Here is a 22,654-nt window from a genome sequence, read left to right as displayed (position 1 = left end):
CGCAATCGCTTGTTCAAACCCAAGTTCAAACCGGAGAAACATCATGACTGCTACCACCCGCACCCTGTCCGCCACCGCCCTGGTTCTGGCCCTCGGTTCCGCCCTGAGCATCGCTGCCGTCACCACCGCCCACGCCGCTGACGACAACATGGAAAAATGCTTCGGCGTGGCCATGAAAGGCAAGAACGATTGCGCCGCAGGCGCAGGCACCACCTGTGCCGGCACCGCGAAAATGGATCATCAGGCCAACGCCTGGAAACTGGTCCCGAAAGGCACCTGCACCACCACTGAAAGCAAAACCTCGCCGACCGGTTTCGGTCAGCTCGAAGCGTTCAAAGCCAAGTCCTGATCCGGGAGCCGCCCGAGTGTCGATCATGATCACATCCTGCGACCATGCCTTGCGCCGCACTCGGGCAGCCCTCACCGGGCTCCCGTCCCGTGCCGGGCTGGGACTCAAGAGCGAGCACTTCAGCGAAGTGCTCGACTCACGTCCGGACATCGGTTTCTTCGAAGTCCACGCCGAAAACTACATGGTGGCCGGCGGACCGTTTCACCACTTTCTGGGATTGATTCGCGAGGGGTATCCGCTGTCGCTGCACGGCGTCGGACTGTCCATCGGGGCCGAAGGCCCGCTGGATGTCCAGCACCTCAAACGCCTGGCCGCGCTGATCGAGCGCTATCAACCCCACTCCTTTTCCGAACACCTGGCCTGGTCGAGCCATGGACCGGTGTTTCTCAATGACTTGTTGCCCCTGGCCTACGACACGCCGACGCTGAACCGCGTCTGCGACCACATCGACCAGGTACAAAGCACCCTCAAACGTCCGATGCTGCTGGAAAACCCGGCGACCTACCTGGCATTCGAGCGCTCGACCATCGACGAAGCCGATTTCATCCGTGAGGTCATCCGGCGCACTGGCTGCGGTCTGTTGCTGGACGTGAACAATGTCTACGTCTCATGCATCAACCATCAGCGCGATCCCCTGACTTACCTCGATGCACTGCCGCTGCACGCGGTAGGCGAGGTTCATCTGGCGGGGTTTGCCGAAGATTCCGACAGCCTCGGTGATCGCTTGCTGATCGACGATCACGGCGCACCGATCGATCAAGCGGTCTGGTCGCTGTACCGGCTGGCGCTGGAACGTGTCGGCCCGGTGGCGACGCTGATCGAACGGGACAATCAGGTGCCGGCCTTCAAGGTGCTGTTGGCGGAAGCGCAGCAGGCCGACGAGCTGTTGCTGTGCGCGGGAGGTCGGCCATGAGCACTCAAGCCGCATTCAGCGCAGCGTTGCTCGATATCGCTCTGCCCTGCCCCGACGGTTTGTACAGTGCCAACGGCGCCGATCCGGCCAGCCGTTTCGCGGTGTACCGCAACAACGTGCAGGGTTCGTTGATCAATGCACTGTCCGACGGTTATCCCGTGGTGATGCAGTTGGTGAGTGACGAATTCTTTCGGGCCATGGCCGGAGTTTTTGTGCAAAGCCATCCGCCCCACAATCCGATGATGAGCTATTACGGCGGTGAGCTGGCGGACTTCATCAGCGGGTTCGAACCTGCCTCGAGCGTTCCCTATCTGGCCGACGTCGCAAGGCTGGAACGCCTGCGTACGCTGGCCTATCACGCGGCCGATGCGTTGCCTCTGAGTCAGGAGCGGATCGCCACTGTATTTGCAGACGCCGATGCGCTGAATGAACTGCGCATCGGCCTGCACCCTTCGCTGTATCTGCTCGATTCAAACTTCGCCGTGGTGGACATCTGGGCCGCGCATCAGCACGACGCGACCCTGGTCGGGATCGATCTGCATCACGCCCAACACGCGCTGATCCTGCGTAATGAACTGGAGGTCGAGGTGTTCGCCGTGGATCGCGGCGCCAGCCAGTTCATTCGCCAGCTCAAGGCCGGCCTGTCACTCACGCAGGCTCTGGAATCCGCCGAGGCCTTCGACCTCAGCCAGACCCTCGCCCTGCTGATCAGTCGCCAAGTCATCACTCATTTCCATCCAAAGGTGTCGTCATGAACAGCCTCATTGTCCGCGCCATCGCGCTGCTGGAAAAAATCCCCCACAGTCTGATCGCTTTCATCGCGCGTTTTTCCATCGCAGCGGTGTTCTGGAAATCCGGGCAGACCAAGGTCGAAGGGCTGGCCGTCGACCTGATCAATGGCACCTTCGAGTTCGGCTGGCCGCGTCTGGCCGACTCGACGATTCCACTGTTCAAGAGCGAATACCACGTGCCGCTGCTGTCGCCGGAAATCGCCGCGCACTTGGCAGCGTTCGCCGAACACTTTTTCCCGATCCTGATCCTCATCGGCTTCGCCACGCGCTTTTCGGCGCTGGCATTGCTGGGCATGACCCTGACCATTCAACTGTTCGTGTATCCCGATGCCTACCCGACCCACGGCACCTGGATGGCGGTGTTGCTGTACCTGATGGCCACCGGGCCGGGAAAAGTGTCGATCGATCACCTGATCGCCCGGCACTACAACCGGTCCAGCGCTTCGCCGCTGAGTTTGAACCAGCCGATCAGGTAATCCGCCAGTACCTGAGTGCGTTTCGGTAGCCCGCCCTGATACGGATGCACCAGATACATCGGCATGCGGCGGGTCTGAAAATCGCGCAGGAGCCAGCGCAATCGGCCGTCAGCCAATTCCGTCTGCAACAGATAGGACGGCAGGCGAGCGATCCCGGCGCCGGCCAGTGCGGCTTTCTTCAACAGGTTGTAGTGATTGCTGGCGAACGGTCCCGACACCCGCACCCGCAGCAGTTCGTGCTGTTGGTGATAGAGCCATTCCTCGCGACCGCTGTAATGACTGTTGAGCAGACAACGGTGCTCGGCCAGCGCCTGCGGCGTCAGCGGTTCGCCAAAGCGCTCCAGATAGTCAGGGCTGGCGCAGGTCATTTCCTGCCAGGCCAGCAGCGGCCTGGCCACCAGTCGTTCGTCATTGGCCACCTCGGTGCGGATCGCCAGATCGAAGCCGTCACGGGACAGGTCGCGGTAGCTGTTGTTCAGCTCCAGCTCAATCTGCACTTCGGGGTATTTCTGCGAGAAATCCAGCAACAGGCCATCGAAGAAGGTTTCTCCCAGCGACACCGGAACGGTCATACGCACCGGGCCGGCCATGTCGTCCTTCAATCGCGCCAATGCCTGACGCGCTCTTTCAACCTGGACGACAAGCGCCTGAGCCTGTGGCAACAATGCCGCACCGGCCGCCGTCAGGCTAAGACGACGCGTGGTGCGTTGCAGCAACACCACGGAAAACCGCGCCTCCAACTGACTGATGCGCTTGGACAACTGTCCCTTGCTGCACCCCAGTTGCTGCGCCGCCAGGGTAAAGCTGCCGGCCTCGATCAACACCGCGAACGCCGCCAGATCATCCATCTCGCTCATGGATTGTTTCCAATTGAAAACCAAAGGTTGCCCATTAGTGCGCTTATCCGCAGAAAAAACCACTCTAGACTGAAACCTCGTTCAATCACTTGAGGCAATCACGATGAAAATTCTGTTGATCGGCGCGGGCGGCACCATCGGTTCGGCCGTGGACAAAGAGCTGTCGCAGCGTCATGAAGTCATTCGTATCGGTCGCAGCAGCGGCGATTATCAGGTGGATATCAGCGACAGCGCATCGATTCGCAAGCTGTTCGAACAGACCGGCAAGTTCGACGCGCTGGTCTGCGCCGCCGGCAACGTAACCTTCGCCCCGCTGGGTGACATGACCGAGGACAGCTTCGCCCTCGGCCTGAAAGACAAGTTGATGGGCCAGGTCAATCTGCTGCTGATCGGCCGCGAATTCGCCAACGACGGCGCCTCGTTCACCTTCACCACCGGCGTACTCAGTCACGATCCGATCCGCAGCGGCGCGTCGGCTGCACTGGTCAACGGCGCGCTGGACAGCTTCGTGCGGGCCGCCGCCATCGAACTGCCACGCGGTCTGCGCGTAAACTCGATCAGCCCGACCGTGCTGGTCGAAGCCATGGGCAGCTACGCCCCATACTTCCGTGGCTACAAGCCGGTTCCTGCGGCGGATGTGGCATTGGCCTACGCCAAAAGTGTCGAAGGCTTGCAGACAGGTCAGACATTTCACGTGGGCTAAACCCTTGTGATGAACGGTCAGCCTGCGTAACGTGGCGGCACTTGTCTGGAGAGCCAAAGATGCGTGTTGCCCGTTCCCTGATCGTTGTTGCCCTGCTCCCGTTGTTTGCCGCGTGCCAGTTGTTCGATGGCGCGCGGGAAAGCGCCTCCCACGTCGGCCAGACGCGGATGCAGGGGCAACTGACCGCTGCCGACGGCAAACTGGTGTTCCAGGCCTGCGGCGAGCAGCGCCAATACGTAGTCAATGACATCGGCGGCACCAGCGTCCTGCAAGAGGCCGCCACCCTGGCCGATGAGCAAGGCAAGCTGTTCGCCGACGTGCGCGGGAAGATCGCCGGCGACCGCCTCGACCTGACCCAGCTCTATCGCGTCGAACGCTCCGGCACTGCCTGCGACGATCCCAACTTCAAACAGTTGATCCTGCGCGCCGCCGGTCATGGCCCGGAATGGAACGTCAAGGTCAGCGGCAAGGGCCTGGTCATCGACCGCGAAGGCCAGCCGCCGCTCGCCGTGCCTTACGTCGAAGAACAACTGGGCGATGGCCGCTTCAACCTCAGCAGCGAAGCCAACAACCAGCGCATCGAATTGTGGGTGGCGCCGCAGCGCTGTGTCGACAGCAGCACCGGCAGCGTGCAGCACATGAGCGCCGAGTTGCGTATCGACGGCCAGGTACAGCGCGGTTGCGGGTATTTCGGCGGTTCGCGCAACGACTGATCGTTTTACCCTCACGGGATCCGGCCGATGCGGCTTATAATCGCCGCCTTCAAACGCCCTGGCGCAGTTGTGCGCCCCGCGAACCGGATCCTGTCATGTTACGAATCACCGAACTCAAGCTGCCGATCGACCATCCCGACGAAGACCTGCGCGCTGCCATCGTGCAACGCTTGGGCATTGCCAGCGATGACCTGCTCGATTTCACCTTGTTCAAGCGCAGCTACGATGCGCGCAAAAAGTCCTCCGAACTGTGCTTCATCTACACCATCGACCTCGAAGTGCGCGACGAGGCCAAAGTGCTGGGCAAGTTCGCCGACGACCGTAACGTCAACGTGGCGCCGGATGTCAGCTACAAATTCGTCGGGCAGGCGCCAAGCGACCTGAGCCAGCGCCCGATCGTGGTCGGTTTCGGCCCGTGCGGGATCTTCGCCGGTCTGCTGCTGGCACAGATGGGCTTCAAGCCGATCATCCTTGAGCGCGGCACCGAAGTGCGCCAGCGCACCAAGGACACCTGGGGCCTGTGGCGCAAAAGTGTGCTCAACCCCGAGTCCAACGTGCAGTTCGGCGAAGGCGGCGCGGGCACGTTCTCCGACGGCAAGCTGTACAGCCAGATCAAGGATCCGAAATTCCTCGGCCGCAAGGTTCTGCACGAGTTCGTCAAGGCCGGCGCGCCGGAAGAAATCCTCTACGTCAGCAAACCGCACATCGGTACGTTCCGTCTGACCGGCATGGTCGAGACCATGCGCGAAGAGATCCGCGCCCTGGGCGGTGAAGTGCGCTTCCAGGAACGCGTCACCGACGTGCTGATCGAAGACGGCCAACTGGTCGGCGTCGAGCTGGCCAGCGGCGAAATCCTGCACTCCAGACACGTGATCCTGGCCCTCGGCCACAGTGCCCGCGACACGTTCCGCATGCTCCACAGCCGTGGCGTGTTCATGGAAGCCAAGCCGTTCTCGGTGGGTTTTCGCATCGAACACCCGCAGTCGCTGATCGACCGTGCGCGCCTCGGCAAGTACGCCGGCCACCCCAAGTTGGGCGCCGCCGACTACAAACTGGTGCACCACGCCAAGAACGGCCGTTCGGTCTACAGCTTCTGCATGTGCCCGGGCGGCACCGTGGTGGCGGCGACTTCCGAGCCGAACCGCGTGGTCACCAACGGCATGAGCCAGTACTCGCGTAACGAGCGCAACGCCAACTCCGGCATCGTCGTCGGCATCACCCCGGAAGTCGACTATCCAGGCGGCCCGCTGGCCGGGATCGAGCTGCAGGAACGTCTGGAGTCCCACGCCTTCATCCTTGGCGGCAGCGACTACAAGGCGCCGGCGCAACTGGTCGGCGACTTCATCAACGACATTCCTTCGACCGAACTGGGCGAAGTCGAACCCTCGTACAAACCGGGCGTGGCCCTGGGCGATCTGGCCCTGGCCCTGCCGGACTTCGCCATCGAAGCGATCCGCGAAGCACTGCCGGCGTTCGAGAAACAGATTCGCGGTTATTCGCTGCACGATGCAGTGCTGACCGGGATCGAGACCCGCACCTCTTCGCCGCTGCGCATCACGCGTAACGAGGCGCTGCAGAGCATGAACGTCAAAGGCCTGTTCCCGGCCGGTGAAGGCGCGGGTTATGCGGGCGGGATTCTGTCGGCGGGTGTGGACGGGATTCGCATCGCGGAAGCCGTGGCGCGTGACATTCTCGGTCTCGAGGCCTGACACCGGAAAATTGTGGGAGCGGGCTTGCTCGCGAATGCGTTGGATCAGTCAACATAATGGTTGAATGTAAGACCGCATTCGTCGGATCGCCGCCCGGAGCAAGCCCGCTCCCACATCAGGTTCCGGGTGTATCAAATATTGGCGCGCAGAACCGAGGCCGGCAGCGCCTCACCCTTCTCGGCACTCGCCGCCACAGCCGCTATCAATCCCTCCAGCTCATAGCCCTGCGCCTTGAGCCACGCCTGATCGTAATAGGTGTCCGCGTAACGCTCGCCACCATCGCACAGGATCGCCACGATCGAGCCCGACTCCCCCGCCGCTTTCATCTGCTGCGCCGCCATCAATGCGCCGATCAGGTTAGTGCCGCTCGACCCGCCGACATGCCGGCCCAGACGCTGCGCCAGGTAATGCATGGCCGCCAGCGACAACGCATCCGGCACCTTGACCATCGCATCGATCACCTTCGGCAGGAACGACGCTTCTACCCGTGGCCGGCCGATGCCTTCGATGCGCGAACCGTGGTCCAGACGCAGGCTGGCGTCGCCAGTCTGGTAGTAGTCGAAAAACACCGAACGCTCGGCATCAGCGCACAGCACGCGGGTGCAGTGCTGGCGATAACGCACGTAGCGACCGAGGGTCGCCGTGGTGCCGCCGGTGCCGGGGCTGGAAATCAGCCAGGCCGGGCATGGATGCTGTTCGTAGCGCATCTGCTGGAAGATCGATTCGGCGATGTTGTTGTTCGCCCGCCAGTCAGTGGCGCGTTCGGCGTAGGTGAACTGGTCGATGAAGTGACCGTCGTGCTCGCGGGCCAGGCGTTCGGATTCGGCGTAGATTTGCGTCGGATCGTCCACCAGATGACTCTGGCCACCGTAGAACGCAATCTGCGCAATCTTCTCCTTGGAGGTGGTCGCCGGCATCACCGCAATAAATGGCAGGCCGAGCATCCGCGCGAAATACGCTTCGGAAATCGCCGTCGAACCGCTGGACGCCTCGATCACCGGTGCGCCGGGCTTGAGCCAGCCGTTACACAAGGCGTAGAGAAACAGCGAACGGGCCAGCCGGTGCTTGAGGCTGCCGGTCGGGTGGCTGGATTCATCCTTGAAATACAACTCGATGCCCGGAAACCCCGGCAGCGGCAAGGGGATCAGGTGGGTGTCGGCGCTGCGCTGGAAGTCCGCTTCGATGATCCGGATGGCTTCGCGGGCCCACTGTCGGTTGTCGCTCATGGCTGTCGTTCTCGTTGAATCGGGCAGAAGTGCCTTTACAGGCTCAGCCCCCAAGCTTAGGAAAAAACCTACGGCACCGACAGATACAGCTGAACTTCAATCCCTTGGGCAACTGCTAGGCTCTCCTGCACGTGGGGGCCGATGCCTGTAACCATATATAACAAAAAAGAATATAACTTTTGTTTTAACAACTAACGGTACGGGTTAGGGTGTGCCACCTTTTGACTTTATCGATGGAGAGCGACCTTGCCTCTGCGTAGCACTTTCACGCGTTTCTTTCAGTTGGAAGCTGCCAGCGGTCTGTTATTGATCGCCGCGGCCATCCTGGCTCTGATCATCAACAACTCGCCGCTGTCGTGGTTGTACAACGGCCTGCTCGACACCCCGGTGGTGGCGCAGATCGGCGCATTGAAAATCGCCAAGCCTCTGCTGCTGTGGATCAACGACGGCCTGATGGCGCTGTTCTTCCTGCTGATCGGCCTGGAAGTGAAGCGCGAAGTCCTCGACGGTCAGTTGTCCAAGCCGTCGCAGATCGTCCTGCCCGGTGCGGCGGCGATCGGCGGCATGCTGGTGCCGGCACTGATCTACTGGTTCCTCAACCGCGACAACCCGGCCGCCCTCGATGGCTGGGCGATTCCGACCGCCACCGACATCGCCTTCGCCCTCGGCGTACTGGCCTTGCTCGGCAAGCGCGTGCCGGTGTCGCTGAAGCTGTTCCTGATGACCCTGGCGATCATCGATGACCTCGGTGCCATCGTGATCATTGCGATCTTCTACTCCGGTGAGTTGTCGACCCTGTCGCTGGGCCTGGCGGCGGCGTGCATCGCGGCGCTGGTGGCGATGAACCGGCTCGGGGTGGTCAAGCTCGGGCCGTACATGATCATTGGTTTGATTCTCTGGGTCTGCGTGCTCAAGAGCGGTGTCCACGCCACGCTGGCCGGCGTAACCCTGGCATTCTGCATCCCGCTGCGCACCAAGAATGCCGAGCCTTCGCCGCTATTGGCCCTAGAACACGCGCTGCACCCGTGGGTCGCCTACGGCATTCTGCCGCTGTTCGCCTTCGCCAACGCCGGCCTGTCGCTGACCGGCGTGACCGCCGAAAGCTTCACCCACCACGTCCCGATGGGCATCGCCGTCGGCCTGCTGCTGGGCAAGACCCTCGGCGTATTCGGCCTGACCTGGCTCGCCGTAAAAATCGGCATCGCCGCCCTGCCCCACGGCGCCAACTGGGGCCAGGTGCTGGGCGTGGCGATCCTCTGCGGGATCGGCTTCACCATGAGCCTGTTTGTCGGCTCCCTCGCCTTCGTGCCGGGCGCCAGTGAATACGCCGGGATGGACCGAATGGGCATTCTCACCGGCTCGGTGTTTGCGGCATTGATCGGTTATGCGGTGACGGCGGCTGCGAGCAGAAAGAACACCGCGTTGCCTTCCTGATACTCCGTGGATCGCTGTAGCGAACAATCCTCACGTCTTTAGAGACGCGTCCTACAGCCACGATTTTCCTGCTTCGTTAATGGCGCAACCCAACAAAAAACCCCGACCAGTCACCTGATCGGGGTTTTCTTTTACCGCTCGTTTGCGCTTAGTGCGAAACGCGGCTGGTCCCGCCAACGGTCGAAATCCGTACCCGCTCACCCACGCGGAACACTTCATTCTCCTGCACTTGCTGCACATAGGCGCGCATGCTGCCGTCGTCTTCACGTACGGTGATTTCAACACCTTGGGTGCGGGTCAGGCCTTCTTCGGTGGCCGAACCGATCAGGCCGCCAGCCACGGCACCGATAACGGCTGCAACGATGCTGCCTTTGCCGCCGCCGATCGCGCTGCCACCGACGCCGCCAACCACTGCACCGGCAGCGCCGCCGATCGGGGTCTTGGTGCCTTCAATTTTCACCGGACGCAGGGATTCGATGGTGCCCATGCGAATCGTCTGCACGCGACGCGCTTCGTCACGGGAGTAGGAGTCACCGGTCAGGCTCGACTGGCAGCCGGTCAGCAACATCGCCATCGTGGAAAAGGAAGCAACCAGCAGAACAGACTTACGCATAGCATCAACTCCAAAGGACAGGTATTCATTAAACTCCGCAGCTTGACGCCTGTCACAGCGTCGCCCGGATTAAGTTGCTTTCATTCAGGCCCGGTACAGGCGCCCGCGAACTCACCCAACAGTAGCGCCAAATTCCATTTCCTGCGCCGCCGACCCAAGGATTTCCATGGATTACTTCATCATTGTCGTCACCACCGCCGCCGGTCTGTACTTCCATTGGTGGCTGTATGTACGGATCAAACGCTGGATGGATCGCGATCTGGCATTGTCACTGGCCGGCAAGGATGAAGGCAAACGCGCGTTCATGCTCGAACGGCTGGAGCAGGCTCAGGCGCAGAAGATCAAGCGTCGGGACCTGCCGAAGTGGCTCGAAGCCGCTGCGGCAGGCTATCCCGCTCGGTAGACTGCTCAGGGTGCCAGACGTTCAAGAATCCAATCGGCGCCCTGCACACGGTAGTTGAGGCGATCGTGCAGACGGCTCGCGCGGCCCTGCCAGAACTCGATGCGCTCGGGGAGCAGGCGGTAACCGCCCCAGTGTTCCGGGCAGTGAGGCTGAGTGTCGGTGAAGCGTTGCTCGGTCGCCTTGAGCAAGTCTTCCAGTTCACCCCGGCCGTTGATCACCCGGCTCTGCGGTGAGGCCCAGGCGCCGAGTCGGCTGCCCAGCGGCCGCACCTGATAATACGCGTCAGACTCTTCAGGCGAGACCTTCAGCACCCGCCCTTCAATCCGCACCTGGCGCTCGAGGGTCGGCCAGAAGAACGTCATGGCAGCGAACGGGTTCGCCGCCAGATGCTGGCCCTTGGCGCTTTCGTAGTTGGTGAAGAAGGTGAAGCCCTGCTCGTCCAGCCCCTTGAGCAGCAGAATGCGGCAATGCGGACGGCCGTCCGCATCCACTGTGGCCAGGGTCATGGCGTTGGCTTCCACTGGCGCCTGTTCGGTTTTCACCGCTTCGGCAAACCACTGGTGAAACAACGCAAAGGGCTCCGCCGGGGCTTGCGCCTCGGTCAGGCCGTCCCGGGTGTAATCACGACGCATATCTGCCAGAGACTGAGTCACGGCGCATTCCTTTTCGTTAGCGGATCACTTTTTGGTGGTATCGGTCGCAGCGACTTTCTTGTCGGTTGCAGCGGCTTTGGCGGGCGCGGTCTTTTTCGCCGGAGTCTTGGCCGGGGCCTTTTTCGCTGGAGCCTTGGCAGCGGCTTTCTTGGCCGGGGCCTTTTTGGTGGCCGGTACAGCGGCTTTCTTCGCAGCTGGCGCCGGGCTCACCGGTTTGGCGGCAGGCTTGACGTCCTGAACAGCGACCATGGTCACTGGCTTCGGTGCCGGCATGTTGTATTTGCTCAGCAGCGCGACCATGGTGTTCTGCGGGGTCACCAGCAGTTCGACACGACGGTTCAGGGCGCGACCTTCAACGCTGTCGTTGGCGGCACGCGGTGCTTCGGAACCCATGCCGCGCAGCATCAGGCGATCACGCTGCAGACCGCTGAGGCGGAAGATCGCCGCCACGGCCTGGGCGCGTTCCTGGCTCAGCTTGATGTTGGCCGGAGCGGCACCGGTGGTGTCACTGTGACCGAGAACCAACACGGCGGTTTTCGGATCGGCTTCGAGGATTTTCGCGACGCGGGTGAACGGGCCGAGAGTCACCGGCAGCAGCATGGCCGGGCGATCCGGGTTGAACGAGCCTTCCACCGGCGCGGTCACGACCAGCACGTTTTCACGGCGTTCGAGTTGCAGATTGCTGTCCTTGATCGCGGTGCGCAGGCGCGGTTCGTAGTCATCCAGCCAGGCTTGAGTGACTTTCGGATCGGGCATCGGCACGACTTTGGCCGTGTCCTGCTCCTTGCCGCCGAACGGCCACCACCATTTGCCGCCCTTGTCGGCTTCAGCCTTGGCGACTTCGACCGGTTTGGCCTCGGGTTTGGCCTCAGCTTTCACTTCAGGCTTGGCCGCCGAGTCGTCCGACCCAAACGGCCAGTACCACGGGCTGCTGCTCTCGGCCTTGGCCACCGGCGCGGTGGCGGCCGGCTTCAACGGTGCAGGCGCCGGAGCCGGCTCCTTGGCTGCGACTTTGTCGGAAGAACCGAACGGCCACCAGCTGCCGCCATCGGCGTCGTTCTTCGGAGTCTGTGCACAACCGGTCATTGCGAAACACAGGGCCAGGGCGAGAGTTTGTTTGGACGACATTGGAAACCCACAAAAATAATTAGTGAACAATCAGAGGACTTTCGCCCGGATAAACAGACGCTTTGAAACGAAATTCGCCATGAGGTTCCGGCCCTGGACCCTCGGACGACGCTTTACAGACAAGTGGCAAGTACCCGCGCCAGCTTCTGCGCGCGCGGATCCATCAGGACATACGGCCCAAGGGTGTTTGTCACAAATCCGAAGGCAACATCATGCTCCGGATCAGCAAAACCGATGGAACCACCCGCACCCGGATGCCCGAATGCACGCGGGCCGAGGCCGTAGGTGGCATTCGGCACGTCGGGTTGATCAAGCATGCAACCGAGACCGAAACGGGTGCGGGTCAGCAAGGTCTTGTCCTCGCCGAGGCTGTGTTCGCGGGTCAGTTCGTCGAGCATTTCGCTTTCCAGCAGGCTGCCGTCGAGCAGACCGGCGTAGAACCCGGCCAGACTGCGCGCATTGCCGTGGCCGTTGGCCGCCGGTTGCTGCATGCGGCGCCATTCCGGCTTGTTGGTGCTGGTGAGCACCGACGGCGGATTGGTGAAGGCCCGGGTGGTCATCGCCGTCGGCTCGCGCATGGTCACTTGCAGCAGGCGCTGGGCAGCGGCGTCGCCGGTGTTGCCCTTGCCACGGGCAATGTGCGCCACGCGATGGAATTCTGCGTCGGCCAGACCGACATGAAAATCCAGCCCCAGCGGTTTCGCGACCCGCGCCACGATCGCTTCCCCCGGCCCGCGACCGTCGGCACGCCGCAGCAATTCGCCGATCAGCCAGCCGTAGGTGATCGCGGCATAGCCGTGACCGGTGCCCGGCGTCCACCACGGTGCTTCGGCCGCGAGGGCGTCGACCATGGTTTGCCAGTCGTACAGCGCTTCCGGCGCGAGCAATTCGCGCAGGGCCGGCAGACCGGCCTGATGGCAAAGCAGCTGGCGCAGGGTGACGGATTCCTTGCCGGCAGCGGCGAATTCCGGCCAGTAACGGGCGACCGGCGCATCGAGCTGCAACTTGCCTTCGGCGACCAGTTGCAGCGCAGTGACGGCGGTGAAGGTCTTGGTGCAGGAGAACAGGTTGGCGATGGTGTCGCTGTGCCAGGCTTCGGCGCCGTCCTTGTCGGCGGTACCGGACCAGAGGTCGAGGACGGTTTCCCCGCCGACCCGGATGCACAACGCGGCGCCGCGTTCCTGGGGATCGTCGAACAGTGCAGCGAAGGCTTCGCGCACCGCTTCGAATTGAAGCTCGTAATGTCCCTGAATCTGCACCCGCAACTCCCCCGCGAAAACGCTCTACAAAGTGGCCCGCATTGTTCCAGCCCGTGAGGCTTTTGGGAACCGCTGCGGGCCGGGCGGTCTTCAGGTTTCGTATTGATCAGTGGCCGTTGCCGGAATGCCCGCCGGTGTGGCCTGCGCCCTGCCCCGGGCCTTTGCCGGCGTCAGCCTTGCGGCCGCCTTCGGCTTCGTGGCCGGCCTTGACCGCTGCGGCAGCCGCTTTCTGCGCGTCTTTGCTCAACTGATCGACGGTGGCCAGGTTGCTCTTGCGCACGGCTTCGACAAAACCCTGGAACGGCAGATCGGTGACGCCAACCAGACCGAAGTGGCCGTTCTCGCCATCGAGCAGGCGCCCGGTCACCGGTTGGTCCAGATACTGGAACCAGTGCACGCCGACAATCGACGGTTCGCTCAGCGCCTGTTTGAGGAAGTTGGCATAGGCAGGGCCGCGATCTTCTTCCTTGCTCAACGGGGTCACGCCGCCCCAGAACGGGCCACGGTCGGTGGAGCCGAAGTTGAATTCGGTGATCAGCACCGGTTTGTCGAGGTTGCGCAGCGCTGCGAAGTCATAACCGTCCTGCGGTTGCAGGGTGTACATGTTGAAGCTCAGCACGTCGCAATACTGGGCGCAGGACGCCACGGCTTCCGGGGTGCTGGTGGCGAAACGGCCGCCGAGCAGCAACTGGTTCGGCGCGTGCCATTTCAGCGAGTCGGAAATGGTCTTGAAGTAGGTGTCGGCGAAGACCTTCTGGAAGTATTTGAAGTCGGCCTCGATTTCCGGATGCTCCGGGTTCGGCAGCGGCGCTTCGAAACCCGGGTCTTCCATCAATTCCCATGCCGGAAGATCAATGCCCCAGGCCTTCGACAGCCCCGCCTGATTGCGGTACTTGTCGCGCAACTGCTTGAGGAACGCGCGTTTGGCCGGAACGTCGGTGGTCATTTTCAGGGTGCCGTAGGCCAGCGCGTAACGGGATTTCGGATCATCGCCGGGGCCGGCCCAGGCCAGTTCGTTGTCGGCGAAATAGCCGATCAACCACGGATCATCGCGATGGTCACGGGCGGCAATCGCCACGGCGCGTTCGGTGGCCATGGCGAAACGTGGATCGAACGGGTCTGGCATGCCGCCCCACCAGTCGGTGCCGGTGCTGATGCTGGTGTAATCGCCGACGATCGACAGCGGCAAGGTGTAAGGCATGCGCTCGGCGTCGCCAAGGACAGGGGCGCTCCAATTACCGACGGTGTTGAAGCCCCAGGCTTGCAGACGATCAAGCGTGTGGCTGGCCCACTTTTGCTCGTCGACGGTGTTTTTGCAGGGTACAGAGACGCTTTGCCCACTGGTGGCTGCCGACTCGGCAACCCCGGCTTTCGGCTGTTCGGAGGCGGCGACCGGCGCACTGGCGTTGGTCGCCGCTTCTTCAGCGGCCCCGGCCTTGGCGGCTTCGGCCACGCCGGCCTTGTTGCCGCTGTCCGAAGTGCACGGCTCGCCATACAGGCGCTGAAGGTTGGCGCCGTAGAAGTCGTACCAACGCCCGAAGTTGTAGCCACGGCCCTGATCGGCGCCGTTGCCGCCACGGTTGTCGCCTTCGCCGAAGTGGCTGGCCAGCGGCTCTCCTGGTTTGGGCAGGGATTCGAACATGTATTCGCGACCGGCCACGTAGGTCTGGTTGACCTCCGGGCTGACGGTGTTCACGCCCAGGGAATAGAACGGATGGCCTTCTGGTGTCACCAGATACCAGCGGCCGTCACGCTTTTCGGTGCGGAAGAAACCGCTGGCCTTGAACGCCGGGCCTTTGCTCCAGCCACCGAACTTGTCCAGCGAGGATTTTTCGCGCTCGGCCAGCCAGGTGTTCAGTTGTTGCTGTTCTTTGGCGGCGGCGGATTTCAGTTGTTCGTCATTGGCGACTTTCTCCGGCCACTTGCCGCGAGTGGATTGGCCATAGGCATCCACCAGATTGCCGTAGGCGGATTTGATCACCTCGCCTTCGTCCTGCACGCCAAAGCGCTCGAGCAAGAGACTTTGCGCGGCTTTCGGCTGGTCCATCGACAGGCTGACCGATACCACCTGGCTGCGATCCAGCTCACCGCTGCTGCTCGCCAGCAGGATGCGCTGCCCGTCGATCGTCATCGGCATCACCGGCCCGGCCTTCATGCCCTGGCTCAGTGGCGAGGTCGCGGTCAACGGCACGAGCAAGGTCTGCGCCGGACCGGCCGGCAGGTCCACGCGGCTGACCAGGGTCTTGCCGTCGTTGCTCTGGATTTGCACGTAGACGGTCACCGCCCAGTTCATCGCGCTCTGGATGCGCAGGCTCATCATGCCGGACTGCGACCAGTCCCAGGCACCGGTCTGCGGGGACAGACGCAAGGTCGGGCGAGCCGTCGGGTTGAACGTCACCCGGCGCAGCACTTCACCCTCGGGAGTCTGCTCGGCGTTGGCTTGCGGCAGGTCGGCGTTTTCGGTCGCCACTTTCACCACATCGGCGGGGCGAACAAAGTTGAACAGGGTCTGCTGGCCGGCAGGTGCCGCGAATAAAGGCGCAGCGAAAACCAGGGCAAAAACGGCAGGCAACGAACGACGAATCATGAGAACGGAATTCTCCCTAACGACCCGCAAGGGCCAATGGAAAAGCAGTGACAGAGAGATAGACAGCGCGGCGGGCAAAACTGCCCACCGATGTCTCAGGATATTTCACGACGGAAAGGAGGCAACGCGTTGAGGATCGCCTTGCCGTAGCGCTGGGTGACCAGCCGCCGATCCAGCAAGGTGATGGTGCCGCGGTCTTCTTCGGTACGCAGCAGTCGGCCGCAGGCCTGAACCAGCTTCAGCGAGGCGTCAGGCACCGAGATCTCCATGAACGGATTGCCGCCCCGGGCTTCGATCCATTCCGACAGTGCGGCTTCGACCGGATCGTCCGGCACCGAGAACGGGATCTTGGCGATCACCACGTGCTCGCAGTAGGCCCCCGGCAAATCCACGCCTTCGGCAAAACTGGCGAGGCCGAACAACACGCTGGAATCGCCGCCATCGACCCGCGCCTTGTGCTTGTTCAGGGTTTCCTGTTTCGACAGGTTGCCTTGAATGAATACTTGCTTGCGCCAGTCACGGTCGAGGCCGTCGAACACGTCCTGCATCTGTTTGCGCGACGAGAACAGCACCAGACTGCCGCGCGAGCCTTCGACCAGTTCCGGCAGGTCGCGGATGATCGCGGCGGTGTGGGCAGCGGCATCCCGCGGGTCGGCCTTCAGGTCCGGCACCCGCAACACACCGGCATCGGCATGATGGAACGGGCTCGGCACCACGGCGGTGACGGCTTTTTTCGGCAGACCGGCGCGCATGCGGAAGCGGTCGAAAGTGCCGAGGGCGGTCAAGGTCGCCGAGGTCACCAGACAGCCGTAGGCCACGTTCCACAGGCTGCGGCGCAAGGTTTCGGCGGCAAGGATCGGGCTGGCGTTGACCTCGATGTCGAATAGCGAACCGCTTTCCGCCAGGGTCAGCCAGCGGGCCATCGGCGGGTTGTCTTCCGGGTCTTCGGCGGTAAACGCGGTCCACAGCTCCCAGTTGCCGGAGGCACGGGACAACAGGCTGCCGAACAACGGATACCACTCTTCAGCCTGATTGCTGGCGATGCCGATGTTGACTTCGCCGTCCATGCCTTCCTTGAGCAGATCCGTCAGGCGGGTGAACAGGTCGTTGAGGCGGGCGAAGCCTTTTTTCAGCTCGATGCCCATCTCGCGCATGTGCTCGGGAATCACCCCGCCGATGAAGCGGTGACGCGGACGTTCGCGGCCTTCGACATCTTCACCGGGCTTGAAGTCGGCGATCTGTTCGCAGGCGGTGAACATGAACTGCTGCTGGGTCTTGATCTCCCGCGCCAGCTCCGGCACCTGCTCGATCAGCTTGCCGAGATCGCCCGGCAGCGGGTGCTGGGCCAGCAGTTTGGTGAGGTTCTTGGCGGTGGTTTCCAGCCAGTCGGCGGTGGAACGCAGGCGCGTGTAGTGGGCGAAGTGGCCGATGGCCTTGTCCGGCAGGTGGTGGCCTTCGTCGAACACATAAATGGTGTCGCGCGGATCGGGCAACACTGCCCCGCCGCCCAGTGCGAGGTCGGCCAGCACCATATCGTGGTTGGTGACGATCACGTCGACCTTGCCCATGCCTTCGCGCGCCTTGTAGAAGGCGCACTGGCCGAAGTTCGGGCAATGGCGGTTGGTGCACTGGCTGTGATCGGTGGTCAGGCGCGCCCAGTCGGCGTCTTCCAGCGCGTTGGGCCAGCTGTCGCGGTCGCCGTCCCATTTATTGCCGGCGAGCTTCTCGATCATGCTGGTGAACAGCTTCTGGCTGGCCTCGTCGACCTCGATCTTGAAGCCTTCTTCCTCGAACAGCTGGGCGGTGGCGGTCTGTGCGTGGCCTTCCTGCAACAGCATGTCGAGCTTGGACAGGCACATGTAGCGGCCACGGCCCTTGGCCAGGGCGAAGCTGAAGTTCAGCCCGCTGTTGCGCATCAGGTCGGGCAAATCCTTGTAGACGATCTGCTCTTGCAGGGCGACGGTGGCGGTGGCGATCACCAGGCGCTTGCCGGCCAGTTTGGCCGTCGGGATCGCGGCCAGGCTGTAAGCCACGGTCTTGCCGGTACCGGTGCCGGCTTCCACCGCGACAATCGCGGGGTCGCCACTGCGCCGGCCTTCGTCGTCGGTGTCGATATCCCCGAGGACCTTGGCGACTTCAGCGATCATCAGGCGTTGGCCGTAACGCGGCTTGAGGCTCTTGGCCTCTAGAAAACGCGAGTAGGCGCCCTGGATCGTGGTTTTGAGTTCAGTGCTGATCATTGAGTGTCGGGCGCAAAAAACGCTGGATAAATTTTCAGTGGTTCGGATGGGGGGCTATCATACCCCGCGAATCAATCCTGCGCAGATCGGAGTACCCCAATGACACCTTTTAGCCTCGTTTACCCCATCCATGTACTGGCCGCGCTGGTTTGGGTCGGCGGCATGTTTTTCGCCTGGATGGTGCTGCGCCCTGCGGCGATGAAGGCCCTGGACGGTCCCGGGCGCCTGACGCTCTGGGTGGAAGTGTTTCAAGGTTTTTTTCGTTGGGTGTGGGGGGCGGTGATTCTGCTCCCGGTGACCGGGGTGGGCATGTTGCATCTGCAACACATCGCCTTCGACAACGCGCCGCGTTATGTGCAGGTGATGATGGGGTTGTATGTGGTGATGACGGCGCTGTTCATCCGGATTCAGGCCTTGATGCTGCCCGAACTGCGCACGGCGGTGCAGGCGAAGGACTGGCCGGCGGGCGCGGCGGTGCTGGGGCGGATTCGCAAGGTGGTGGGGTTCAACCTGTTGGTCGGGGTGGTGCTGGTGGCGGTGGCGGCTGCGCGCCCCTCGTTCTGACTAGAGCATCGTTGATCGTTCCCACGTCGAGGCGTCGAACCGTCCGCGTGGGAATGCCTCAAGGGACGCTCCGCGTCCAGTGACGCAGAGCGTCACGGGCTGCATTCCCACGCAGAGCGTGGGAACGATCAAACAATCGATTACAGGCGCTGTACGGTGACAGACCCCGCCGCACCCGCAGGCCCCGGCTGCCCGTCAGCCCCCGGCTTGCCGCTCTTGCCGCCGTCGGCGCGATACACCAGACAGCCCTTGGACTTGCCACCCGCCCCCGGTTTGCCGCCAGGACCGGCCGGCCCACCGGCACCGCCGGCGACTTCGACCTTGATCAGCTCGGCCGGAAACTCGCGCGGTACTTCAAGTCGCACCAGCGCGCCCGGTGCACCCGGCTGACCATCGCTGCCGTTGCTGCCATCAAAACCGTGTCCCGCCTGACCCCAGGTGCAACCCGGCTCCTGACCGTTGGCGCCATCAAGCCCGACAAATCCCGGCGCACCGGTGCCGCCACGGGCATCGACCACCAGTTTCGGCGCGTTCAACGCCTTGAACTGCAGATTCAGATTGCGCCCGGCGCGGGCAGCTTTTTCGTAGGTGCCCGGTGCGCCACGGGCAGTGATCTGGCTGCCTTCGGCGAGTTCGGCGCGGCTGACTTTCATCTCCAGCGCCTGTTCGCTCGGCACGATGGCGATACGCGCTTCGTGGCCCAGTTGCAGTTCACCGACACTCAGCTCGGTCACGTTCGAGGGAATCAGCAAGGTGCCGTAGTCGGCGACCACCAGTTTTTCCAACTGCAAAGTGCTGGCGGTGTTCGGCAGACGCATCAGCGAGTTGGTTTCGACGCTGACCACCTGGGCGCAGGCCAATGGACTGATGAATGCAGCGAGCAGGCAGAGTTTACGCATGGGAAGCCTCCGGAGCGGCCGGGGCCGGGATGGTTTGCAGGTGGAATACGCCGAACAGCAGGATGCGGCCACGATCACGCCAGGGGTGCGGACGCCCCTTGAGACTGCGATTGCACAGCAGCACTTCGAGCACGTGGATCGCCAGCAGCAGAGCGCCGGCCAGATTGACCAGCAGGTGCAGCGGATGAACAAACGGCACCAGCTGATTGGCCAGCACCACGCAGCAGAACAGCAGGGTCAACAATCGCCCCAGCCCACAGAACACCTTCATACGCTCCCCCGTGTTGCGAATTATTCTTTGGGCGCACAGTAACGGCTTCTGCAGGGGATAAGCCAGAGGGAAAAATGAAAAAAACCGATCCACCGCCGGATGGCTGCCGGTTCGACGATGATCATCGACCGACAGCTCTAGCCCGCGGACTACAGACCCATCCTAACGATTGATGTGCAGTTCCACCCGACGGTTCTGCGCACGCCCCTCGTCCGTGTTGTTGTCGGCGACCGGTTCACTCTCGCCGCGCCCTTCACTGGTGAGTTTGTTCGGCGCCAGGCCCTGGCTCAGCAAATACTCCGCCACGCTGCTGGCGCGACGTTCCGAAAGCGCCTGGTTGTAGGCATCCGAACCCTTGCTGTCGGTGTGGCCGATGACCTTGATGCTCACCACGTCGGCATTGCGCAGTTTGTCCATCAGCGTGTCGAGCTGGCTTTTTGCGGCCGGTTTCAAATCCGACTTGTCGAAGTCGAACAGCACGTTGCCGGCATCGTTGAGGGTGATGACTTCGGTTTGCGGGGCCGGTTCGGCCGGTTTCTCGGTGACCGGATATTGCGGCAGCGGACAGCCACGGTGGTCGACCGGGGTGTTGGCCGGGGTATCGGGGCAACGGTCGCGGCGATCGAACACGCCGTCGTCGTCTTCATCGCCATCCTGGGCATAGCAGATCAATCCGCCGGTGAGGATCCCCAGCGCAGCGCCTCCGCCGGCCCAACCGCTGCTTTCGAGCGCGCCGAGACCGCCGCCGACCAGTCCGCCAATAAGGCTGCAGATCGGCCAGGTACGTTGATTGAGGGGAGCGGTGCCATCGCTGTGGGTGGCGCAACCGGTCAACAGGCTGCCCAGCAGCAGAACCGGCAAGACGGACCTTGTAAGAACACTCATCGTTAAAGCTCCTGTGTCACCGGCCCATACCGGTTACACAGGAGTAAAGACCCGCATCCGCGACTGCACAAGCCGCGGATGCGAGGGGGCTAGCGGTTGATTTTGATTTCGGTACGACGGTTCAGCGCGCGACCGTCCGCAGTTTTGTTGTCTGCCACCGGCTGGCTTTCACCGGCACCGGTCACCGACACGAAGCTGCTTTGCGGGACGCCGCTTTCAACCAGGTACTTGACCACCGAGTGCGCGCGGCGATCCGACAGTTTCTGGTTGTAGGCATCGCTGCCGACGCTGTCGGTGTGGCCGGTCACGGTCAGTTGCGCGGTGCTGGATTCCTGTTTCAGGCGCGAAGCGACCTTATCCAGGACCAGTTTGTCGGCCGGGGTCAGCGTGGCCTTGTCGAACTGGAAGTGAACATCGCGGATGACAATGGTTTCTTCCTTGACCACCACAGCTTCTTCGACCACTGGCGCAGGGGCTGGTGGAGGGCAGCCGTCGGCATCGACCTGAACGCCTTTAGGCGTGCCCGGGCACTTGTCGCGACTGTCCGGCACACCATCGCCGTCTTCATCGCCGTCACCGTGAACCCAGCAATAGGCCGCTGCCGTACCGCCGACGAGTAACGCGCCATACCCCGCCCATGCGGAGCTTTCGGTCGCACCGAGACCCGCACCGACGACACCACCGACTGCCGCACAGGTCGGCCAGTCGGTTTTCTGCAAACCTGCGCAACCAGTCAACACACTGGTTAGCAGAACCAAGGGTAATGCTGTCCGAACTATGCTCATCTAGTTTTCTCCTGAGGGATCGGCTTAGAACCGATTCAGGGAGTAAAGACCGGAGTTTTAATCTCCGCCAGCAATAGGCCATTGCTGTTTGTGCGCCTGTTCACGGGACTTCGACGAGTTTGCCGCAAACCCGCAGGACAGAGATCTAGGCCTTGGCGCCCGGGCAGGCTAGTCTTGGCGCTCTGATTGAGGAGCTTCGATGAACGTCGCCATTTCTTCCCGCACGCCGCAGCAGGCATTGGCCGCCCTGCTCGACCGCTACGCCCCTGCACGCCTGCTGCTGATCGGCGCCAGCGAGTTCCCGGCGCTGGCTGCCTTCAAGGAAGCACACCCGGACACCTGCGTCGCGCACGCCGCGCCCGGTGCGTTGCCGGCGGAACTGGCGGCCCGCCGTTTCGACCTGGCGCTGGTGGTCGATTGCCTGGAACATTTGCCCAAGCGCGACGGCCTGAATCTATTGGGCGGGATCCGCAACCTCAACGCCAGCCGCATCGCGGTGCTGGCGGATCTGCCGGCCAGCGGCTGGCAGGAAACCGACTTTTATTCCCTGGCCCTGCAGGCCAGCGAACGCTTCGCCCGCGACGAGCAAGTACTGACACTGTTCACCTACGATCTGCTTGACTACAAACAAGTCCCCGACTGGCTCAACTCACGGTTCTGGGCCAATCCGGAAAACTTCGGGAAATACTGGTGGTAATGCAATGAGTACAGCCATTTGCCCTTGCGGCAGCGGCAACCTGCTGGATGCCTGCTGCGGTCACTATCACGCCGGCCACCCGGCCCCGTGCGCCGAAGCCCTGATGCGCTCGCGCTACAGCGCCTACGTGCTGGGCCTGATCGATTATCTGGTGGCCACCACCCTGCCCGCTCAGCAAGCGGGGCTGGATCGCCAGTCGATCAGCAACTGGAGCGCCCAGAGCACCTGGCTCGGTCTGGACGTGGAAAGCTCGGAAGTGCTCGGTGGCCAGCCGGAACACGCGTTCGTCACCTTCACCGCGCGCTGGCATGACGGTCAGGGCGAACACAGCCACCGCGAGCGCTCGTCGTTCGTGCAGAACAGCGGGCGCTGGTACTTCATCGACCCGACCGTGCAACTGAAGCTGGGCCGCAACGACGCCTGCCCGTGCGCCAGTGGCCAGAAGTTCAAGAAATGCTGTGCGGGGTATTTCGGCAGCTGAGGCTAGACTGGGCAGCAA

The 22,654-nt window shown here is 62.7% G+C and carries 24 protein-coding genes; 12 read left to right on the top strand and 12 right to left on the bottom strand.

All coding sequences use genetic code 11. The features are described from left to right. Positions 1-43 precede the first annotated feature (43 nt). From CAF76_RS16885 to CAF76_RS16870, 4 genes are read left to right on the top strand one after another with little or no spacing between them, the layout of a single operon-like run. On the top strand, positions 44-349 hold the full coding sequence (locus CAF76_RS16885; protein ID WP_085647849.1) for a DUF2282 domain-containing protein: 306 nt from the start codon (positions 44-46) through the stop codon (positions 347-349). Between the two features lie 25 nt (positions 350-374). After that, a complete protein-coding gene (locus CAF76_RS16880) occupies positions 375-1,262 on the top strand; it encodes a DUF692 domain-containing protein (protein ID WP_085647882.1) in 888 nt (295 codons plus the stop codon). Beyond that, positions 1,259-2,017 carry a DUF2063 domain-containing protein gene (locus CAF76_RS16875; RefSeq protein WP_085647848.1) on the top strand — a complete coding sequence of 253 codons (759 nt, stop codon included), beginning with the start codon at positions 1,259-1,261 and terminating at the stop codon, positions 2,015-2,017. Before CAF76_RS16880 ends, CAF76_RS16875 begins: the two co-directional genes overlap by 4 nt. Next, complete coding sequence (locus tag CAF76_RS16870) at positions 2,014-2,529, top strand: DoxX family protein (protein WP_085647847.1); 516 nt, start codon at positions 2,014-2,016, stop codon at positions 2,527-2,529. The genes CAF76_RS16875 and CAF76_RS16870 overlap by 4 nt, the downstream gene beginning before the upstream one ends. Here the strand turns inward: CAF76_RS16870 and CAF76_RS16865 are convergent. Further along, on the bottom strand, positions 2,478-3,386 hold the full coding sequence (locus CAF76_RS16865) for a LysR family transcriptional regulator (protein WP_064593951.1): 909 nt from the start codon (positions 3,384-3,386) through the stop codon (positions 2,478-2,480). The genes CAF76_RS16870 and CAF76_RS16865 overlap by 52 nt on opposite strands. 103 nt (positions 3,387-3,489) lie before the next feature. On the opposite strand from CAF76_RS16865, the gene CAF76_RS16860 reads away from it, so the two are divergent. The 3 genes from CAF76_RS16860 (at position 3,490) to CAF76_RS16850 (ending at position 6,511) form a co-directional block, all read left to right on the top strand. Beyond that, positions 3,490-4,089, top strand: coding sequence for a short chain dehydrogenase (locus tag CAF76_RS16860; RefSeq protein ID WP_064593949.1), 600 nt, complete (start codon positions 3,490-3,492; stop codon positions 4,087-4,089). 59 nt (positions 4,090-4,148) lie between these two features. Beyond that, a complete protein-coding gene (locus CAF76_RS16855; protein ID WP_064593947.1) occupies positions 4,149-4,802 on the top strand; it encodes a COG3650 family protein in 654 nt (217 codons plus the stop codon). A gap of 95 nt (positions 4,803-4,897) precedes the next feature. Continuing rightward, entirely contained in the window at positions 4,898-6,511 is a 1,614-nt protein-coding gene (locus CAF76_RS16850; RefSeq protein WP_085647846.1) for an NAD(P)/FAD-dependent oxidoreductase, read from the top strand. A gap of 131 nt (positions 6,512-6,642) precedes the next feature. Here CAF76_RS16850 and CAF76_RS16845 read toward each other — a convergent pair whose 3' ends face one another. Beyond that, positions 6,643-7,737 carry a PLP-dependent cysteine synthase family protein gene (locus CAF76_RS16845; protein WP_085612362.1) on the bottom strand — a complete coding sequence of 365 codons (1,095 nt, stop codon included), beginning with the start codon at positions 7,735-7,737 and terminating at the stop codon, positions 6,643-6,645. 246 nt (positions 7,738-7,983) lie between these two features. On the opposite strand from CAF76_RS16845, the gene nhaA reads away from it, so the two are divergent. Further along, the gene (gene nhaA, locus CAF76_RS16840) at positions 7,984-9,171 is read left to right on the top strand and encodes a Na+/H+ antiporter NhaA (protein ID WP_085647845.1); all 1,188 of its coding nucleotides are present in this window, start codon (positions 7,984-7,986) and stop codon (positions 9,169-9,171) included. 148 nt (positions 9,172-9,319) lie between these two features. On the opposite strand, the gene CAF76_RS16835 is transcribed toward nhaA, so the two are convergent. After that, positions 9,320-9,784, bottom strand: coding sequence for a glycine zipper 2TM domain-containing protein (locus CAF76_RS16835; RefSeq protein ID WP_007969461.1), 465 nt, complete (start codon positions 9,782-9,784; stop codon positions 9,320-9,322). Between the two features lie 166 nt (positions 9,785-9,950). Between CAF76_RS16835 and CAF76_RS16830 the strand changes: the two genes are divergently transcribed. Further along, positions 9,951-10,187: a hypothetical protein gene (locus CAF76_RS16830; RefSeq protein WP_039771369.1), complete on the top strand. Its 237-nt coding sequence runs from the start codon at positions 9,951-9,953 to the stop codon at positions 10,185-10,187. A gap of 5 nt (positions 10,188-10,192) precedes the next feature. Here CAF76_RS16830 and pdxH read toward each other — a convergent pair whose 3' ends face one another. From pdxH to dinG, 5 genes are all read right to left on the bottom strand, one after another. After that, positions 10,193-10,840, bottom strand: a complete 648-nt coding sequence (gene pdxH / locus CAF76_RS16825; protein WP_085647844.1) for a pyridoxamine 5'-phosphate oxidase — start codon at positions 10,838-10,840, stop codon at positions 10,193-10,195. Between the two features lie 24 nt (positions 10,841-10,864). Then, positions 10,865-11,968 carry an OmpA family protein gene (locus CAF76_RS16820; RefSeq protein WP_085647843.1) on the bottom strand — a complete coding sequence of 368 codons (1,104 nt, stop codon included), beginning with the start codon at positions 11,966-11,968 and terminating at the stop codon, positions 10,865-10,867. A gap of 113 nt (positions 11,969-12,081) precedes the next feature. Beyond that, on the bottom strand, positions 12,082-13,227 hold the full coding sequence (locus tag CAF76_RS16815; protein ID WP_085647842.1) for a serine hydrolase domain-containing protein: 1,146 nt from the start codon (positions 13,225-13,227) through the stop codon (positions 12,082-12,084). Between the two features lie 106 nt (positions 13,228-13,333). Beyond that, a complete protein-coding gene (locus CAF76_RS16810; RefSeq protein ID WP_085647841.1) occupies positions 13,334-15,814 on the bottom strand; it encodes a beta-galactosidase in 2,481 nt (826 codons plus the stop codon). Between the two features lie 95 nt (positions 15,815-15,909). Continuing rightward, complete coding sequence (gene dinG / locus CAF76_RS16805) at positions 15,910-18,054, bottom strand: ATP-dependent DNA helicase DinG (RefSeq protein WP_007952008.1); 2,145 nt, start codon at positions 18,052-18,054, stop codon at positions 15,910-15,912. 99 nt (positions 18,055-18,153) lie between these two features. Between dinG and CAF76_RS16800 the strand changes: the two genes are divergently transcribed. Next, positions 18,154-18,618: a CopD family protein gene (locus CAF76_RS16800; RefSeq protein ID WP_064382929.1), complete on the top strand. Its 465-nt coding sequence runs from the start codon at positions 18,154-18,156 to the stop codon at positions 18,616-18,618. A gap of 140 nt (positions 18,619-18,758) precedes the next feature. Here CAF76_RS16800 and CAF76_RS16795 read toward each other — a convergent pair whose 3' ends face one another. The 4 genes from CAF76_RS16795 to CAF76_RS16780 all read right to left on the bottom strand — a co-directional run bounded on the left by CAF76_RS16795 (position 18,759) and on the right by CAF76_RS16780 (position 21,458). Further along, positions 18,759-19,517, bottom strand: coding sequence for a collagen-like triple helix repeat-containing protein (locus CAF76_RS16795; RefSeq protein ID WP_039771355.1), 759 nt, complete (start codon positions 19,515-19,517; stop codon positions 18,759-18,761). Continuing rightward, positions 19,510-19,788, bottom strand: coding sequence for a DUF1145 domain-containing protein (locus CAF76_RS16790; RefSeq protein WP_085612355.1), 279 nt, complete (start codon positions 19,786-19,788; stop codon positions 19,510-19,512). The genes CAF76_RS16795 and CAF76_RS16790 overlap by 8 nt, the downstream gene beginning before the upstream one ends. Before the next feature lie 162 nt (positions 19,789-19,950). Then, entirely contained in the window at positions 19,951-20,673 is a 723-nt protein-coding gene (locus CAF76_RS16785) for an OmpA family protein (RefSeq protein WP_039771352.1), read from the bottom strand. 89 nt (positions 20,674-20,762) lie between these two features. After that, positions 20,763-21,458, bottom strand: a complete 696-nt coding sequence (locus CAF76_RS16780) for an OmpA family protein (protein WP_011332779.1) — start codon at positions 21,456-21,458, stop codon at positions 20,763-20,765. A 199-nt stretch (positions 21,459-21,657) separates the two neighbouring features. On the opposite strand from CAF76_RS16780, the gene CAF76_RS16775 reads away from it, so the two are divergent. Then, entirely contained in the window at positions 21,658-22,155 is a 498-nt protein-coding gene (locus CAF76_RS16775) for a DUF6231 family protein (RefSeq protein WP_011332778.1), read from the top strand. 4 nt (positions 22,156-22,159) lie between these two features. After that, complete coding sequence (locus tag CAF76_RS16770; RefSeq protein ID WP_011332777.1) at positions 22,160-22,636, top strand: YchJ family protein; 477 nt, start codon at positions 22,160-22,162, stop codon at positions 22,634-22,636. Positions 22,637-22,654: the final 18 nt, after the last annotated feature.

This window comes from Pseudomonas sp. B40(2017), assembly GCF_002112855.1.
In the GTDB taxonomy this organism is placed as follows: domain Bacteria; phylum Pseudomonadota; class Gammaproteobacteria; order Pseudomonadales; family Pseudomonadaceae; genus Aquipseudomonas; species Aquipseudomonas pharyngis.
The sequence above is the reverse complement of the archived record's forward strand: the minus strand, read 5'-3'. Positions and strand labels throughout refer to the sequence as shown.